We start from the raw sequence: 16,193 nt of genomic DNA on the forward strand, positions 1-16,193 counted from the left end.
GCCGGGCGGCGGGGCCGTCGGACCCGGGGCGGGTTCGGCGGGCCGTCGGGGGCGAGCGGGGTCGTTAGGCTGGTTACTCAGGGCCACCGGGCACCCGGGCCGAACGGCGAGAGAAGACGGAACGTTGCTGCAGGACATCGAGCGCTACCTGGCCTGCCCCCACTGCGCGCAGGCCCTCACCCGGCACGAGCGCGCCCTGCGCTGCCCCGCCGGCCACAGCTTCGACCTCGCCAAGCAGGGCTACGTCAGCCTCCTCGCCGGCGACGCCCACACCGGCACCGGCGACACCGCCGAGATGGTCGCCGCCCGTGCCGACTTCCTCGCCGCCGGCCACTACCGGCCCATCGCCGACGCCCTCGCCGAGGCCGCCGCGGACGCCGACCCCGAAGGCCTCGTCGCCGACCTCGGCGCCGGCACCGGCCACTACCTGGCCCATGTCCTCGACGCCCTGCCCGGCCGCGTCGGGGCCGCCCTCGACATCTCCAAGTTCGCGCTGCGCCGCGCCGCCAAGGCCCACCCCCGGATCGGTGCCGTGGTCTGCGACGCCTGGCGGCCGCTGCCGCTGCGCGACGCCTCTGCCGGGCTGATGCTCAACGTCTTCGCCCCGCGCAACGGGCCCGAGATCCGCCGCGTGCTGCGCCCCGGCGCCACCCTGCTGCTGGTCTCGCCCACCGCCCGCCACCTGCGTGAACTCGTCGGCGCACTGGGCCTGTTGTCGGTCGACGAGGAGAAGCAGCGGCGGATCGACGAGAAGCTCGGACCCTATCTGACCTCCGCCGGCCGGCGGCAGGTCGAGTTCACCCTGCGGCTCGGCCCGGACGACGTGCGCACCGTCGTCGGCATGGGCCCCAGTGCCTGGCACACCGACCCGGACCGCCTGGCCGCCGCGCTCGCGGACCTGCCGGACCCGGTCGAGGTGACCGCCTCCGTGACGGTGGCCGCCTACCGGCGCTGAACGTCGGGCGCGCGCGGGGTGCGGCCGCCACGTTGGGATGAATCTGCTGAGCAGGCACGTTTCTGCCGACCGGCCTGCGGCTAACGTCCGATGGGTGAACCGCGACGCCACCCGGCCCGCCGCGCCGGCCCACCCCCGACCGAGCGCCCCGGGGCCCGATCGGTCATCCGTAACACGTCCCACCGTCGAGGAGCTCCGGCTCACCTCGTTCAAGTCCTACCGGCGCGCGGTCCTGCCGCTCGCGCCCCTCACCGTCCTGCACGGGCCCGCCGGCGTCGGCAAGTCCAACGCCCTCGACGCACTGGCCGTGCTCTCCCGGCTGGCCCTCGGAGAGGAGATCGCCGACTCCTTCGACGGGCTGCCCGACCGCACCGGCCCCCTGGCCAAACCCGTCCGCGGCGGCCTGACCGGGTGCGTCCCGCACGGGCGCGACGCCGTCATCCTCGGCTGCACCGTCCGCTCCCCGCACGGCCGCATCCGGCTCGACGTCGTCGTCCGCACCGACGGCCCGGTGCGGATCGCCCGCGAATCGCTCACCCTGGACGGCCGCACCCTCGTCGACACCGGCGAACAGGACGTCCGCAAGCGGCGCGTCAACGTCTGCTGGCACAACGACACCCGCCAGGGAGACATCCGGGCGCCCTTCCCCAGCGGCACCATGATCACCGCGCAACTGCCGCTCCGGGTGGCCGGCTCCTCCCGGGGCGAACGGCAGGTCCTCGCCGCCACCGAGGACCTGCTCACCGCCCTGCGCGAGGTCTTCCCCGTCCACCCCGTCCCCGCCCTCATGCGCGGCTGGGCCCGACCCGACCCGCAGGCCCGGCTGCGCAGCAACGCCGCCAACATCTCCGCCGTCCTCGCCCGGCTCGGCAACGAGTGCCCGCGCCGCTACGGGCAGCTCCTGCGCGCCGTCCAGTCCGCCGCCCCGCACCCGCTGCTCGGACTCTCCCTCGCCCACCGCGGCAGCGGGCCCGACCAGCGCGTCCTCGCGGTCTTCGACGAAGGCGTCCTCGGACGCACCGGGGCCGACCAGGCCTCCGACGGCATGCTGCGCCACCTCGCGTTCGCCGCGGTGCTGCTCACCGGGGCCGGGGTGCTCGACCTCGACGTGGCCGCCGAGGTGCCGTGGGCGCACCGGCAGCTCACCGTGCTCGCCGAGGACCTCGGCGCCGGGCTCGCCACCGAACAGACCGCCTCACTGCTACGGCTGGCCCGGGACATGTCCGGGCGCAACCAGCTGCGCGTCCTCGCCGCGCTTCAGGAGCCCGCCGCGGCGCGGGAGGCGCTCGGCGCGGCCGAACCGCGGTCGGGCGCGGCCGTGCTGGTCGAGTGCCGGCGCGACCCGGACTCGGGGCACACCGTGCTGCGGCCCGAGACGACCAGGGTGCCGGCCCAGTGCGGGCGCGGGGACGGCGCCGACCCGGGGGCGGACGACGTGGACGGGTGAGGTAGACCTGGACGGGTGAACGAACGAGTGACGAGGCCGGGGGAACCGGCCGGGCCCACCGGGCCGACCTTGGAGGCCCTGCGGCAGCGGCTGGCGGACTTCGCGGCGGCCCGGCGCTGGGAGCCCTTCCACACGCCGAAGAACCTGGCGGCCGCGCTGAGCGTGGAGGCCGGCGAACTGCTGGAGATCTTCCAGTGGTCGACGCCCGAGCAGGCGGCCGCGGTGATGTCCGATCCGGAGCGGGCCCACCGGGTGCGGGACGAGGTCGCGGACGTCCTCGCGTACCTGGTGCAGTTCTGCACGGTGGTCGGGGTGGATCCGCTGGAGGCCCTCGCGGCCAAGATCGAGCGGAACGAGCTCCGCTTCCCGGTGCCGGACGGACCGGCGGACGCCGACCAGGGCGGGGCGGGTGTCAACCCGGACGTGGACGAATAATCCTTGTGAGGGACGGGAGTTATCCACAGCCCCGGACTTGTCCACAGCTTTCCCGATGACGGATGCGGCCTCGCCGACTTCGCCGCACGCTTTCGCCGTGACCACCTGACCGCCCCACCGGCGGCGGTGGTCCCACGGCGACAGCGAGCGAAAGGAGTGGCGGCCATGGAGGCGCTGCGACTGATCAAGAGGGCCCGGCACGCCCTGGCCGAGGCCAGACACGTACCGGATGTGCTGGCCGAGGCGCGGCAGGCCGCGCTGCTCACCGAGGCGGTGGGGGCCAGGCTGGCGGAGCTGGACGACGACGAGCTCGCCGGGCTGGGGCAGCAACTGGCCGAGGCCGCGGCGCACGCGGCGGTCTGCCTGGAACGCTCGGTCGTCAGGGCCGCCGTGCTGAGCGGCGGCCGGGCCGGGCGGCTCACCGAACTCGGCGAGCTGGCACCGGCCTTGGGCGCGCTGGACGGGCTGCTGCGGGACGTCGGGGAGACGCTGGTGGTGCTGGCCTGCGGGGCCGACACCGAGAGCCTCTACTGGACGTGCATCGACGGTGTGGACGCGGTGTCGGAGTGCAAGGACCTGGCCGGGCGGCTGCGGAAGGTGGCGGGCAGGCTGGAGGGAGAGGAAGGCGCGGTGCTCGGCGGGGCGCCGGCCGAGCGGGGCTCGCCCTTACTCGTGGTCCGGCTCGACCCGCCGGACGAGGGCGGGCCGACGGGGGAGGAGCAGGCGCCGGACTATCGGGTGCCTGGCGTGGCCGGAGCGTCGGAGGAGGAGGTGTCCGTACCGGTGGGATAGGCGGCCGGGCCGTCCTCCCGGATGCCGGGGGACTGTAACTCGGCGAGATCCGCGGACACCGAGGCGAGCAGTTCGTGCAACTGTTCCAGCAGGCTCTTCTGCGCGGCGGGCCCGGACGAGGTGCCGGCGGCCGAGCCCGCCGGGCTGCTCGGGAGCTGCGGCGTGGCAGTTGGTTCGGTCATGACGGGACCTCTTCGGATCGGTAGTGCGGCGTGAAGCGGCCGACGGTGGCTCGGCCCGCGCAGCGGGGGTGCCTGATGCCTGGCCACCGAGGCACACGCCCCCGCCGCAGCAACCAACGAACCGCTCCGGCGGCCGGTCACCGCGCGCCACCCGATGTGGTCCAACTCCGTTACGCCGTAAGCCTCCCGGGTGATCCCGGCTTGCCGCCGCGAAGCGGCCTGGGCTAGGCGCGCGACGAGACACTCCCGGCTTGCTCGGCGCCGAGCAAGCCGGGAGCCCGACCAAGCCGGGTGCCCGACCAAGCCGGGACAGGGCCAAGGCTTCGGGCGAGGGGAAGGAGGGGAGGGCGGAGGGGGGAGGGGGGAGGGGGGGAGGGGGCCCGCACGCCCGCCGAAAGCCGCAGAACGCACTCGGGGTCCGGAGCCCGAGTCGGCTCCGAACCCCGATGGTGTGGTCCCGCAGGTCAGTTGTGGGCGTGCAGGTCGGCGTTGAGGCCGCCCCAGGAGCCGGAGCGGGCGATGACCTCGACGGCGCCGGTCTGCGAGTTGCGGCGGAACAGCAGGTTGTCCTGGCCGGACAGCTCGACGGCCTTGGCCACGGTGCCGTCCGGGGTGGTGACCCGGGTGCCGGCGGTGACGTAGAGGCCGGCCTCGATGACGCAGTCGCTGCCGAGCGAGATGCCGATGCCGGCGTTGGCGCCGAGCAGGCAGCGCTCGCCGACCGAGACGACCTGCTTGCCGCCGCCGGAGAGGGTGCCCATGATCGAGGCGCCGCCGCCGATGTCGCTGTGGTCGCCGACGACGACGCCCGCGCTGATCCGGCCCTCGACCATGGAGGTGCCGAGGGTGCCGGCGTTGAAGTTGACGAAGCCCTCGTGCATCACGGTGGTGCCGGCGGCCAGGTGGGCGCCGAGGCGGACGCGGTCGGCGTGGGCGATGCGCACACCGGACGGGGCGACGTAGTCGGTCATCCGCGGGAACTTGTCGATGCCGTACACGGCGAGCTGGCCGCCCTGGGCGCGGACCGCGAGGCGGGCCTGCTCGACCGCGTCCACCGGGACGGGGCCGATGCTGGTCCACGCGACATTGGCGAGCAGCCCGAAGACGCCGTCCAGGTTCTGGCCGTGCGGCTTGACCAGGCGGTGGCTGAGCAGGTGCAGGCGCAGGTACACGTCGTGGGTGTCGAGCGGCTTCTCGTCGAGCGAGGCGATGGTGGTGCGCACGGCGACCACCTCGACGCCGCGGCGCGGGTCGGCGCGCAGCGCCTCGGCGGCGCCGGCGCCGAGTTCGGCCTCGGCCTGCTCGGCGGTCAGGCGGACGGTGCCGGCCGGGCCGGGCTCGGCGGCCAGGGCGGGGGCGGGGAACCAGGTGTCGAGGACGGTGCCGTCGGCGGCGATGGTGGCCAGGCCGGCGGCCACGGCCCCGTTCGGGAGGGAGGTCGATTCAGCAGTCACACCGTGCACGTTAACCAATGCGGGGCCCTGCTGCCGAACACGCCCGTCGTACGGACGCGGCCGTCGGTCGGCACGCCCCCGCCGTGCGTACACGGCCACCGACGGGCTGCGGCGGACGGCCGCCGAGCCGGAAAACCCGGTGTTCAGCGGAGGTTTGCTCGGCGATACTCGGGCGGGTGTTCATGTCGATCTCCACCACCGGCAGCGTCGAGGGCCCGGCCACCGATCTCGGCTTCCTGCTGCACAAACACCCGGGCAAGGTCCAGCGGTTCGCGACGTCGCACGGCGAGGCGCACGTCTTCTACCCCGAGGCGGGCGACGACGTCTGCACGGCGGCGCTGCTGCTGGACGTCGACCCGATCGCGCTGGTCCGCAAGGGCCGGGGCAAGGGGCGCGGCGGTTCGCCGGACTTCGCGCTCGCCCAGTACGTCAACGACCGCCCGTACGCGGCGTCCTCGCTGCTCGCGGTGGCGCTGCGGACGGTGTTCCGGTCCGCGATGAAGGGCGCCTGCCCGGCCCGGCCCGGGCTGGCGGACCGGCCGCGCCCGCTGCGGATCACGCTGCCCGCGGTGCCCGCGAACGGCGCGGGCGAGGGCGGTGGCCCGGCGATGGCGGTCCGGCTGTTCGAGCCGCTGGGCTGGCGGGTCGAGGCGGTGGCGCTTCCGCTGGACGAGGCGTTCCCGGAGTGGGGCGAGTCCCGGTACGTGCGGCTCACGCTGGTCTCGGACGCTGTGCGGCTCGCCGACGCGCTCCAGCAGCTGTACGTGCTGCTGCCGGTGCTGGACGGCGCCAAGCACTACTGGGTCGCCCCGGACGAGGTGGACAAGCTGCTCGCCGCCGGCGAGGGCTGGCTGGCCGCCCACCCGGAGCGCGACCTGATCACCCGCCGCTACCTGTCCCGGAGCCGGGCGCTGACCCGGGTGGCGATGGAGCGTCTGGAGCTGGCCCGGCTGGCGGAGGCGGACGACCGGGAGCCCGAGGAGGTCGACAACGCGGTCGACGAGCGGCCGGAGGAGCCGGAGGAGGCCGCCGGGGCGACATCGGAGCCCAGGCCGCCGTCCCTCGCCGGGCAGCGCCGCGCCGCGATCCTCGCCGCCCTGCGGGAGGTGGGCGCGGCCCGCGTCGCCGATCTCGGCTGCGGCCGGGGCGAGTTGATCGGCGAACTGCTGAAGGACGCCCGGTTCACCGAGGTGCTCGGCGTGGACGTGTCGGCGCGGGCCTTGCAGGCGGCGGCCCGCGGACTGCGCCTGGACCGGATGCCGGAGCGGCAGGCGGCCCGGGTGACGCTGGCGCAGGGCGCGCTGACGTACACGGACGCCCGGTTGAAGGGCTTCGACGCGGCGGTGCTGTGCGAGGTGGTCGAGCACCTGGACCTGCCCAGGCTGCCCGCCCTGGAGTACGCGGTGTTCGGCGCGGCCCGGCCGGGGGCGGTGGTCGTCACCACGCCGAACGCCGAGTACAACGTCCGCTGGGAGAGCCTGCCGGCGGGCGCTGTCCGGCACGCCGACCACCGCTTCGAGTGGTCGCGCGCCGAGTTCCGCGCGTGGGCCGAGCGGGTCGCGGCGGTGTTCGGTTACACGGTGGTGCTGCGCCCGGTGGGGCCGGAGGACGGGGAGGTCGGCGCGCCGACCCAGCTGGCCCTGTTCCGCCTCGGCACCAGCCCGACCGAGCAGACCCCGACCGGCGCCACCCGGACCGACCCGGCCGCGACCGAGCACACCCCGACCGACCCGGCGCCCGAAGGAGGCGAATCCCGATGACCGACGAAGCGACCCCGACGCCCGAGCAGCACCAGCACCAGGAGCACGACCAGGGTCAGCCCCAGGACCACCCCGCCCCCCGCCGTCTCCCCGTCACCGACGTCTCCCTCGTCGTCCTGATCGGCACCAGCGGCGCCGGCAAGTCGACCTTCGCCCGCCGCCACTTCCTGCCCACCCAGGTCGTCTCCTCCGACTTCTGCCGCGGCCTGGTCGCCGACGACGAGAACGACCAGTCGGCCTCCGCCGAGGCCTTCGACGTCCTGCACTACATCGTCGGCAAGCGTCTCGCGGCCGGCCGGCTGACCGTCGTGGACGCCACCAACGTCCAGCCCGAGGCACGCCGCCAGCTGGTGCGGATCGCCCGCGAGCACGACGTGCTGCCGATCGCGATCGTGCTGGACGTCCCGCCGGGCGTGTGCGCCGAGCGCAACCGCTCCCGCCCGGACCGCCGGCTGCCGGCCCACGTCGTCCCGCGCCAGCACCGCGAGCTGCGCCGTTCCCTGCGCGGCCTGGAGCGCGAGGGCTTCCGCAAGGTGCACGTGCTGCGCGGCGCGGCCGAGGTGGCGGCGGCCGAGGTGGAGCTGGAGAAGCGCTACAACGACCTGCGTCACCTGACCGGCCCGTTCGACATCGTCGGTGACATCCACGGCTGCCGCTCCGAGCTGGAGACCCTGCTGATCCGCCTCGGCTACACGCTGACCCGGGACGCCGGGGGCCGGCCGGTGGACGCGGTGCCGCCGGCGGGCCGTACCGCCGTGTTCGTCGGGGACCTGGTCGACCGCGGCCCGGACACACCGGGCGTGCTGCGCCTGGTGATGGGCATGGTCGCGGCCGGGCACGCGCTGTGCGTGCCGGGCAACCACGAGAACAAGCTGGGCCGGGCGCTGGACGGCAAGAAGGTCAACGTCGCCTACGGTCTGCAGGAGTCGCTGGATCAGCTGGCCGGCGAGTCCGAGGAGTTCCGGGCCGAGGCGCGGGAGTTCATGCGCGGCCTGGTGAGCCACTACCTGCTGGACGGCGGCGCGCTGGTGGTCTGCCACGCCGGTCTGCCGGAGCGGTACCACGGCCGCAACTCGGGCCGGGTGCGCTCGCACGCGCTGTACGGGGAGACCACCGGCGAGACCGACGAGTACGGCCTGCCGGTGCGCTACCCGTGGGCGGAGGAGTACCGGGGCAAGGCGCTGGTGGTGTACGGCCACACACCGGTGCCGTCGGCGAGCTTCGTCAACAACACCGTCTGCCTGGACACCGGTTGCGTGTTCGGCGGCACCCTGACGGCGCTGCGCTACCCGGAGCGGGAGCTGGTGAGCGTGCCGGCCGAGCGGGAGTGGTACGCGCCGGTGCGTCCGCTGTCCACGGACGCGCCGGGCGCCCGCGAGGGCCGTCCGCTGGATCTCGCCGACGTGGCGGGCCGCCGGATCGTCGAGACCGGGCTGCATGGGCGGGTCGCCGTCCGGGAGGAGAACGCGGCGGCGGCGCTGGAGGTGATGAGCCGCTTCGCGCTGGACCCGCGGCTGCTGGCGTACCTGCCGCCGACGATGGCGCCGAGCGCCGCCTCCCGCCGGGACGGCTTCCTGGAGCACCCGCAGGAGGCGTTCGCCGCCTACCGCGCGGACGGCGTGCGGCACCTGGTGTGCGAGGAGAAGCACATGGGGTCCCGCGCGGTGGTGCTGGTCGCCCGGGACGACGCGGCGCTGGAGCAGCGCTTCGGCGTGGCCGGTCCGGGCGCGATCTGGACCAGGACGGGCCGGGCGTTCCTCGCCGACGACGGCCTGACCGCGGCCGTGCTGGGCCGGGTGCGGGTGGCCGCCGAGCGCTCGGGGCTGTTCGACGAGCTGGGCACCGGCTGGCTGCTGCTGGATGCCGAGCTGATGCCCTGGTCGCTGAAGGCCGTGGAACTGCTGCGCCGCCAGTACGCGGCGGTCGGCGCGGCGGCGGGCGCCGCCCTGCCGGAGGCGCTGGCGGCCCTGGAGCGGGCGGCCGGTCGCGGGCTGGACCTGGCGGAGCTGACCGCCAAGCAGCGGCGGCGCGCGGCCGACGCGCAGGCGTTCACCGAGGCGTACCGGCGGTACTGCTGGCCGACCGAGGGGCTGTCGGGCGTGCGGCTGGCGCCGTTCCAGGTGCTGGCCGCCGAGGGGGCGAACCTCGCCGTACGCCCGCACGACGAGCACCTGGCCTGGATCGACCGCCTGGTCGCGGCCGACGAAGCGGCGGCCGAAGCGCGGGCCGAAGCCGCGCTCGCAGCGGCGTCCGTGACGGCGTCCGAGGCGGCGTCCGAAACGGACGGCGACCGGGCACCGGTCCTGCACCGCACCGGCCGTCTCCTGGTGGACACCGAGGACGAGGCCTCGGTGGCGGCCGCCACGGCCTGGTGGGAGGAGCTGACGGCGGCGGGCGGCGAGGGCATGGTGGTCAAACCGCTGGCCTCGGTGGTGCGCACGAAGCGGGGCGGGGGCCGTCCGGGCGGGCTGGTGCAGCCGGGGGTGAAGGTGCGCGGCCGGGAGTACCTGCGGATCGTCTACGGCCCGGACTACACCGAGTACCTGGACCGGCTGCGCGAGCGGTCGCTGGGCCACAAGCGCTCGCTGGCGCTGCGCGAGTACGCGCTGGGCCTGGAGGCGCTGGACCGGCTGGCGGCCGGCGAGCCGCTGTGGCGGGTGCACGAGCCGGTGTTCGCGGTGCTCGCGCTGGAGTCCGAGCCGGTCGATCCGCGCCTGTAGGCCGACCGGACGCAGAAGGGGGTCCGCGCCCGTAGGCCGACCGGGCGTTGAGGGTGCCCGCGGCTGTGGGCCGACCGGGTGTTGAGGGGGAGTCCGCGGCGGGGCTCCCCCTCTCCCACCCCCGCTGTGTATAGAAATTCCGAGCATCGTATAGACTTGCTACTTTCCCGTACGTCCCGTCATCCCAGGAGCCCGGTATGGCCTTCAACCTCCGGAACAGGCACTTCCTCAAGGAGCTCGACTTCACGCCCCAGGAGTTCCGCTTCCTGGTGGACCTCGCCGCCGGGCTCAAGGCGGCCAAGTATGCGGGCACCGAGCAGCCCCGGCTGCGCGGGAAGAACATCGCGCTGATCTTCGAGAAGACCTCCACCCGAACCCGCTGCGCCTTCGAGGTCGCCGCCCACGACCAGGGCGCCACCACCACCTACCTGGACTCGTCCGGTTCGCAGATCGGCCACAAGGAGTCCATCCGGGACACCGCCCGGGTGCTCGGCCGGATGTTCGACGGCATCGAGTACCGCGGCCACGGCCAGGAGATCGTCGAGGAACTGGCCGCGAATGCCGGCGTCCCGGTCTGGAACGGTCTCACCGACGAGTGGCACCCCACCCAGATGCTGGCCGACGTGCTCACCATGACCGAGCACGGCACCAAGCCGCTGACCGGGACCGCCCTCGCCTACCTCGGCGACGCCCGCTCCAACATGGGCAACTCGCTGCTGGTCACCGGCGCCCTGCTCGGCATGGACGTCCGGATCGTCGCCCCGCGCTCCCTCTGGCCGGCCGAGGATGTCCGGAAGGCGGCCGAGACGCTGGCCGAGGCGACCGGCGCCCGGATCACCCTCACCGAGGACGTGGCCGAGGGCGTGGCCGACGTGGACTTCCTCTACACCGACGTCTGGGTCTCGATGGGCGAGCCCAAGGAGGTCTGGGCCGAGCGGATCGAGTTGCTCAAGCCCTACCAGGTGTCGATGGACACCGTCCGGGCCACCGGCAACCCGGCCGTGAAGTTCCTGCACTGCCTGCCCGCGTTCCACGACCTCGGCACGGTGGTCGGGCGGCAGATGTACGAGGCGACCGGCATGACCGAGCTGGAGTGCACCGACGAGCTGTTCGAGTCGGCGCACTCCGTCGTGTTCGACCAGGCCGAGAACCGCCTGCACACCATCAAGGCGGTCCTGGTCGCCACTCTCGGCTCCTGAAGCAGGAGCTCACTTCTCCAGCTTGACGCAGGCCGCCCGGTCGCCCGCCGCGTGCGGGCCGGCCGGGGTGCCCGCGTGCATCACCAGCGAGCGCGCCTCGCCGGGCCGGGGCTGCCAGGGCACCGAGGCCGTCGCGGTGCCCTCGCCGTGCTCGTCGGTGCGCAGCGCCAGCCGCAGTTCGTTGCGCCCGTTGGCGTACGCGGGGTCGGTGGACGGCTGCACCGGGTCCACGGCGTCCTGGTAGTGCGGTCCGGACGAGGCCGGGTCGGCCCCGCAGGAGCCGGTGTGCAGGTGCACCGGGAACTCGTGGTCGGGGGCGAGCCCGGTGACGGTCATGGTGAGCACCGTCCGCCCCGCGGTGGAGCGGTCGGTGACGATCCGGGTGTGCGCGCCGTACGGCACGAGGTCGTCCGCGTAGCTGACGGCGGTCGGCGGGACGAAGGCCGTCGCGGGGTCGAAGGCGGCCTCGACGACGGAGACGGGCGAGGCGATGGGGGCCCGCGGGGTGACGGGGGCCGGCGAGGCGGCGGCGGGGGCGAGCAGGGCCAGCGGCAGCAGCGCGGCGGCGAGCGGAGTGGACATCAACGGGCCTTCCACGGGCGGGGTGACGGACACCGTGCTCAACGGCGCCGGGCGCCGGCGGACACCCTCGAACGGGCTCGGAGGCGAGCGGGCCGCGCGGGCGCGCCCCCGCTCGTCCCGTCGCCGACCGGCGGTTCCGGTGGTGAGCTGGTGTGAGTCGGTGCTGAGTCGACACTGAGCCGGTGCCGAGCCGGTGGTGGGCCGGCAGCGGTGCGGTTGTCGGCCTCTGTCGCCGGAATGGCCGCTGACCTGCGCTTCTATCGACCCAGGCATGCCTGCGGTGGTGAAGGCGACGGCATGCACTATGGTTTATCTCGACATCGAGATAACTGCCCCATAGGATATATCTCGACATCAAGATACTTGCCGAGCGGAGCTCGCCGGCGATGCGGGCAAGGTAAGCCTAAGTAAGGCTGACCTTACCACCGTGGCGGCCGGATACCGCACGAAGCACCCAGAAGGAGTCAGTCGTGTCCGCGAACAGCTTCGACGCCCGCAGCTCGCTGCAGGTGGGCGACGAGTCGTACGAGATCTTCAAGCTCTCCGCCGTCGAGGGTTCCGAGCGGCTGCCGTACAGCCTCAAGGTGCTGCTGGAGAACCTGCTCCGCACGGAGGACGGCGCGAACATCACCGCCGACCACATCCGCGCGCTCGGCAACTGGGACGCCAGCGCCCAGCCGAGCCAGGAGATCCAGTTCACGCCGGCCCGCGTGATCATGCAGGACTTCACCGGCGTGCCGTGCGTGGTCGACCTCGCCACCATGCGTGAGGCCGTCAAGGAGCTGGGCGGCGACCCGGCCAAGATCAACCCGCTGGCCCCGGCCGAGCTGGTCATCGACCACTCCGTCATCGCCGACAAGTTCGGCACCCCGGACGCCTTCGTCCAGAACGTCGAGATCGAGTACGGCCGCAACAAGGAGCGCTACCAGTTCCTGCGCTGGGGCCAGACCGCCTTCGACGAGTTCAAGGTCGTCCCGCCCGGCACCGGCATCGTCCACCAGGTGAACATCGAGCACCTGGCCCGCACCATCATGGTCCGCGGCGGCCAGGCCTACCCGGACACCTGCGTCGGCACCGACTCGCACACCACCATGGTCAACGGCCTGGGCGTGCTGGGCTGGGGCGTCGGCGGCATCGAGGCCGAGGCCGCCATGCTGGGCCAGCCGGTCTCCATGCTGATCCCGCGCGTGGTCGGCTTCAAGCTCAACGGCCAGCTGCCGGCCGGCACCACCGCCACCGACCTGGTGCTCACCATCACCGAGATGCTGCGCAAGCACGGTGTGGTCGGCAAGTTCGTCGAGTTCTACGGCGAGGGCGTCTCCGCGATCCCGCTGGCCAACCGCGCCACCATCGGCAACATGTCGCCGGAGTTCGGCTCGACCTGCGCGATCTTCCCGATCGACGCCGAGACCATCAACTACCTCAAGCTCACCGGCCGCGACGAGCAGCAGCTCGCCCTGGTCGAGGCGTACGCCAAGGAGCAGGGCCTCTGGCACGACCCGTCGGTCGAGCCGGTCTTCTCCGAGTACCTGGAGCTGGACGTCTCCACCGTCGTCCCGTCGATCTCCGGCCCGAAGCGTCCGCAGGACCGCGTCGTCCTGGCCGAGGCCGCCACCCGGTTCGCCGAGGCGCTGCCGACCTACTCCGCCGAGGCCTCGAAGCCGACCCTCGTCACCGCCCCCGACGGGTCGAAGTACGAGATCGACAACGGCGCGGTCGTGATCGCCTCGATCACCTCCTGCACCAACACCTCCAACCCCTCCGTCATGCTGGGCGCCGCCCTGCTGGCGAAGAAGGCCGTGGAGAAGGGCCTCACGGTCAAGCCGTGGGTCAAGACCACCCTGGCCCCCGGGTCCAAGGTCGTCATGGACTACTACGAGAAGGCCGGCCTGCTCCCGTACATGGAGAAGCTGGGCTTCAACCTGGTCGGCTACGGCTGCGTCACCTGCATCGGCAACTCGGGCCCGCTGCCCGAGGAGGTCTCGGCCGCCGTCAACGAGGCCGACCTGGCGGTCGTCTCGGTGCTCTCCGGCAACCGCAACTTCGAGGGCCGGATCAACCCGGACGTGAAGATGAACTACCTGGCCTCCCCGCCGCTGGTGGTCGCCTACGCCCTGGCCGGCAACATGAACATCGACATCACCCGCGACGCCCTGGGCCAGGACGCCGACGGCAACGACGTCTTCCTCGCCGACATCTGGCCGTCGGAGCGGGAGGTGGCGGACACCGTCGCCGGCTCCATCGACGAGGCGATGTTCGACAAGGGCTACCAGGACGTCTTCGCCGGTGACCACCGCTGGCAGTCGCTCCCGGTCCCGACCGGCAACACCTTCGAGTGGGACGCCGAGTCCACCTACGTGCGCAAGCCCCCGTACTTCGAGGGCATGGCCAAGACCCCGAGCCCGGTGACCGACATCGCCGGCGCCCGCGTCCTGGCCAAGCTGGGCGACTCGGTCACCACCGACCACATCTCCCCGGCCGGCAACATCAAGCCGGGCACCCCGGCGGCGCAGTACCTGACCGCCAACGGTGTCGAGAAGCGCGACTTCAACTCCTACGGCTCGCGCCGCGGCAACCACGAGGTGATGATCCGCGGCACCTTCGCCAACATCCGTCTGCGCAACCAGATCGCGCCGGGCACCGAGGGCGGCTACACCCGCGACTTCACCCAGGCCGACGGCCCGGTGTCGTTCATCTACGACGCCTCGCAGAACTACCAGGCCGCCGGCACCCCGCTGGTCGTCCTGGCCGGCAAGGAGTACGGTTCCGGCTCGTCCCGTGACTGGGCCGCCAAGGGCACCGCGCTGCTGGGCGTCAAGGCCGTCATCGCCGAGTCGTACGAGCGCATCCACCGCTCGAACCTGATCGGCATGGGCGTCCTGCCGCTGCAGTTCCCGGAGGGCCAGACCGCCGAGTCCCTCGGTCTGACCGGCGAGGAGACCTTCTCCTTCACCGGCGTGACCGAGCTCAACGAGGGCCGCACCCCGAAGACCGTCAAGGTCAAGGCCGGTGACAAGGAGTTCGACGCGGTCGTCCGCATCGACACCCCCGGTGAGGCGGACTACTACCGCAACGGCGGCATCCTGCAGTACGTGCTGCGCTCGCTCATCGGCTGAACCGAGTTCTAGTTCCGGGGGCTGAGCGCCCCGGTGGCTGAGAGGCCGGACCGCATCGCGCGGTCCGGCCTCTTTTGCATGCTGCCTCTCCTGAGCCCTGCCCCTTGTGCGGTGTGCCGCGATGGACTAAACCTCTATCCCATCTGGTCCAGACCAATTGACGCTCATTCAGAGAACAGGTCCGGTATGCCCACTCGCGCCTCAGCCCTGCTCGCCGCCGCCACCGTCGCCGCGCTGCTCGCCGCCCCCGCCACCGCCAACGCCGCCGACGGCGGGCACGGCCCGAAGCTGAAGGGCCAGCGGGTCGGCTACTTCACCCAGTGGGGCGCCGACAGCTCCGCCAAGCGCGTCCAGGACTCCGGCCAGGCCGGGAAGCTCACCGTCGTCAACTACGCCTTCGGCAACGTCTCCGCCGACGGCACCTGCTTCGAGAGCAACGACGCCGGCCAGGGCGACGCCCACAACGACTACCAGCGCGCCTTCTCCGCCGCCGACTCGGTCGACGGCGTGGCCGACGCCCCGGGCCAGAAGCTGAAGGGCCACTTCAACCAGCTGCGCAAGCTCAAGGCGAAGAACCCGCAGCTGCGCACGGTCATCTCGCTCGGCGGCTGGAGCTGGTCCAAGTACTTCTCCGACGCGGCCGCCACCGACGCCGCGCGCAAGAAGTTCGTCTCCTCCTGCATCGACCTCTACCTCAAGGGCGACGTGCCGGTCCTGCCCGGCTCCCCGGAGGGCGGCGCCGGCGCGGCCGCGGGCGTCTTCGACGGCATCGACATCGACTGGGAGTACCCGGGCGGCGGCGGGGACCCGGGCAACGTGGTCCGCCCCGAGGACGGGCGCAACTTCACCCTGCTGATGCAGGAGTTCCGCCGCCAGCTCGACGACTTCGGCAAGAAGGGCGGCAAGGATGGCGGCAAGAAGGGCGACAAGGGCAGGCACTACCTGCTGACCGCCGCCGTCGCCGCCAACGAGACCGTCGCCGACCGGCTCGAACTGCCCGAGCTGAGCGAGTCGGTGGACTGGCTCAACCTGATGACCTACGACCTGCACGGCCCCTGGGAGGGCAAGGGCCCGGCCAACCACCAGGCCAACCTCTACTCCGACCCGGCCGACCCCGACGCCCGCCGGCGCAGCGCCGACACGGCCGTCGACCACTACCAGGAGCGCGGCCTGCCCGCCGAGCAGATCGTGCTCGGTGCCCCGCTGTACGGCCACGGCTGGACGGGCGTCGCGCCCGGCAAGCGCGGCGGCCTCTACCAGAGCGCCACCGCCGCCGCCCCCGACCTCTCCTACCGGGAGGTCAACGCGCTGCCCGGCAAGGTGTACGTGGACCGCGACCACGGCGCGTCCTGGAAGTACGACGGCACCACCTTCTACAGCTACGACACCGCCGAGGTGCTCACCCAGAAGGCGCGGTACGCGCGCTGGAACGACCTGGGCGGCGTGATGGTCTGGTCGCTGGACGGCGACGACGCCCAGGGCAGCGCGATCGCCGCCCTGGACCGCGGCCTGCGCCGCGACTGACGCCCCGACGTGAAGGGGCCCGCCGTG

Annotated in this window: 12 protein-coding genes; 9 read left to right on the forward strand and 3 right to left on the reverse strand. The window is 73.2% G+C overall.

The genetic code is table 11. The features are described from left to right. Positions 1 to 124 precede the first annotated feature (124 nt). From ACIP37_RS06895 to ACIP37_RS06910, 4 genes are all read left to right on the forward strand, one after another. The gene (locus ACIP37_RS06895; protein WP_363629170.1) at positions 125 to 955 is read left to right on the forward strand and encodes a putative RNA methyltransferase; all 831 of its coding nucleotides are present in this window, start codon (positions 125 to 127) and stop codon (positions 953 to 955) included. A 94-nt stretch (positions 956 to 1,049) separates the two neighbouring features. Then, a complete protein-coding gene (locus ACIP37_RS06900; RefSeq protein ID WP_400843502.1) occupies positions 1,050 to 2,402 on the forward strand; it encodes an AAA family ATPase in 1,353 nt (450 codons plus the stop codon). A 15-nt stretch (positions 2,403 to 2,417) separates the two neighbouring features. Then, positions 2,418 to 2,837 carry a nucleotide pyrophosphohydrolase gene (locus tag ACIP37_RS06905; RefSeq protein WP_400332227.1) on the forward strand — a complete coding sequence of 140 codons (420 nt, stop codon included), beginning with the start codon at positions 2,418 to 2,420 and terminating at the stop codon, positions 2,835 to 2,837. Between the two features lie 165 nt (positions 2,838 to 3,002). Continuing rightward, on the forward strand, positions 3,003 to 3,629 hold the full coding sequence (locus ACIP37_RS06910; RefSeq protein ID WP_363588343.1) for a DUF6099 family protein: 627 nt from the start codon (positions 3,003 to 3,005) through the stop codon (positions 3,627 to 3,629). Here the strand turns inward: ACIP37_RS06910 and ACIP37_RS06915 are convergent. Continuing rightward, positions 3,569 to 3,811, reverse strand: coding sequence for a hypothetical protein (locus ACIP37_RS06915; RefSeq protein WP_363588341.1), 243 nt, complete (start codon positions 3,809 to 3,811; stop codon positions 3,569 to 3,571). The two genes, ACIP37_RS06910 and ACIP37_RS06915, sit on opposite strands and share 61 nt — an antisense overlap. A 464-nt stretch (positions 3,812 to 4,275) precedes the next feature. Continuing rightward, positions 4,276 to 5,265, reverse strand: a complete 990-nt coding sequence (gene dapD / locus ACIP37_RS06920) for a 2,3,4,5-tetrahydropyridine-2,6-dicarboxylate N-succinyltransferase (protein WP_363588339.1) — start codon at positions 5,263 to 5,265, stop codon at positions 4,276 to 4,278. Between the two features lie 176 nt (positions 5,266 to 5,441). On the opposite strand from dapD, the gene ACIP37_RS06925 reads away from it, so the two are divergent. The 3 genes from ACIP37_RS06925 to argF all read left to right on the forward strand — a co-directional run bounded on the left by ACIP37_RS06925 (position 5,442) and on the right by argF (position 10,944). Beyond that, positions 5,442 to 7,025 (forward strand): 3' terminal RNA ribose 2'-O-methyltransferase Hen1, encoded by a 1,584-nt coding sequence (locus ACIP37_RS06925; protein WP_400805319.1) that lies wholly within the window; start codon positions 5,442 to 5,444, stop codon positions 7,023 to 7,025. After that, positions 7,022 to 9,745 (forward strand): polynucleotide kinase-phosphatase, encoded by a 2,724-nt coding sequence (locus ACIP37_RS06930; RefSeq protein WP_400805321.1) that lies wholly within the window; start codon positions 7,022 to 7,024, stop codon positions 9,743 to 9,745. The genes ACIP37_RS06925 and ACIP37_RS06930 overlap by 4 nt, the downstream gene beginning before the upstream one ends. Positions 9,746 to 9,942: 197 nt before the next feature. Further along, positions 9,943 to 10,944 carry an ornithine carbamoyltransferase gene (gene argF, locus ACIP37_RS06935; protein WP_400805323.1) on the forward strand — a complete coding sequence of 334 codons (1,002 nt, stop codon included), beginning with the start codon at positions 9,943 to 9,945 and terminating at the stop codon, positions 10,942 to 10,944. A 9-nt stretch (positions 10,945 to 10,953) separates the two neighbouring features. Here the strand turns inward: argF and ACIP37_RS06940 are convergent, their stop codons facing one another. Continuing rightward, on the reverse strand, positions 10,954 to 11,526 hold the full coding sequence (locus ACIP37_RS06940) for a superoxide dismutase family protein (protein ID WP_400805325.1): 573 nt from the start codon (positions 11,524 to 11,526) through the stop codon (positions 10,954 to 10,956). A gap of 470 nt (positions 11,527 to 11,996) precedes the next feature. On the opposite strand from ACIP37_RS06940, the gene acnA reads away from it, so the two are divergent. Continuing rightward, positions 11,997 to 14,642, forward strand: a complete 2,646-nt coding sequence (gene acnA / locus ACIP37_RS06945) for an aconitate hydratase AcnA (RefSeq protein WP_363588329.1) — start codon at positions 11,997 to 11,999, stop codon at positions 14,640 to 14,642. A 186-nt stretch (positions 14,643 to 14,828) separates the two neighbouring features. After that, entirely contained in the window at positions 14,829 to 16,166 is a 1,338-nt protein-coding gene (locus ACIP37_RS06950) for a glycoside hydrolase family 18 protein (RefSeq protein WP_400805327.1), read from the forward strand. Positions 16,167 to 16,193 lie beyond the last annotated feature (27 nt).

The sequence above is a fragment of the Kitasatospora sp. NPDC088861 genome (assembly GCF_044750105.1).
Classification (GTDB): Bacteria; Actinomycetota; Actinomycetes; order Streptomycetales; family Streptomycetaceae; genus Kitasatospora.

Coding starts and splice junctions, on each gene's coding strand:
- ACIP37_RS06910 (WP_363588343.1), top strand. CDS start 3,003: ATGGAGGCGCTGCGACTGATCAAGAGGGCCCGGCACGCCCTGGCCGAG.
- ACIP37_RS06915 (WP_363588341.1), bottom strand. CDS start 3,811: ATGACCGAACCAACTGCCACGCCGCAGCTCCCGAGCAGCCCGGCGGGC.
- ACIP37_RS06930 (WP_400805321.1), top strand. CDS start 7,022: ATGACCGACGAAGCGACCCCGACGCCCGAGCAGCACCAGCACCAGGAG.
- argF (WP_400805323.1), top strand. CDS start 9,943: ATGGCCTTCAACCTCCGGAACAGGCACTTCCTCAAGGAGCTCGACTTC.
- ACIP37_RS06940 (WP_400805325.1), bottom strand. CDS start 11,526: ATGTCCACTCCGCTCGCCGCCGCGCTGCTGCCGCTGGCCCTGCTCGCC.
- ACIP37_RS06950 (WP_400805327.1), top strand. CDS start 14,829: ATGCCCACTCGCGCCTCAGCCCTGCTCGCCGCCGCCACCGTCGCCGCG.